This window comes from Shewanella sp. SM68 (assembly GCF_025653925.1).
GTDB classification, from domain to species: Bacteria; Pseudomonadota; Gammaproteobacteria; order Enterobacterales; family Shewanellaceae; genus Shewanella; species Shewanella oncorhynchi.
The window spans coordinates 1-537 of sequence record NZ_JAKKRU010000041.1 but is presented as its reverse complement, the minus strand read 5'-3'; the positions used below and the strand labels follow the sequence as shown (position 1 = coordinate 537).

1 rRNA gene is annotated in these 537 nt (G+C 39.3%); it reads left to right on the top strand.

The features are described 5' to 3' along the window. Positions 1-381: 381 nt before the first annotated feature. A 23S ribosomal RNA gene (locus tag L5M40_RS22565) occupies positions 382-537 on the top strand; the annotation flags it as partial.

The window sequence follows — 537 nt, the reverse complement described above, 5'->3', positions numbered from 1 at the left end:
ATCCCGCATAGCTCCACCATTTACACCTTATTCTGACTTTATTGMAAAGTAATAAGGCATATGCACTATGGATAGAGATGCCAAAGATAAACTAAAAAATTATCTTTGGCTTTTTTAAGCCCGCTCTTTAACAATTTGGAAAGCTGATAGTATTTAATTGCATGAGTCTGTCATGTRATTAATTACAAAACGTTTAATGCGAAAGCATTGAACATGAGTTCTCAAACACTTTATTAAGTGTCTTGAATATTCAATAGTAAATTATGCTTAGTGGCATAGTTTACGTCTAAGGCGCGTCCACTTCTTTGGTCAGAAGTGAGACAAGTAAAACCAAGCTGGTCGCAATGCGRCGCAGATGAGTGAAACTCATTTGGGTTGTATGGTTAAGCGACTAAGCGTATACGGTGGATGCCTTGGCAGTCAGAGGCGATGAAGGACGTAGTAACTTGCGAAAAGCGTTGGCGAGCTAGTAACAAGCATTTGAGCTAAGTAACTTGCGAAAAGCGTTGGCGAGCTAGTAACAAGCATTTGAGCTAA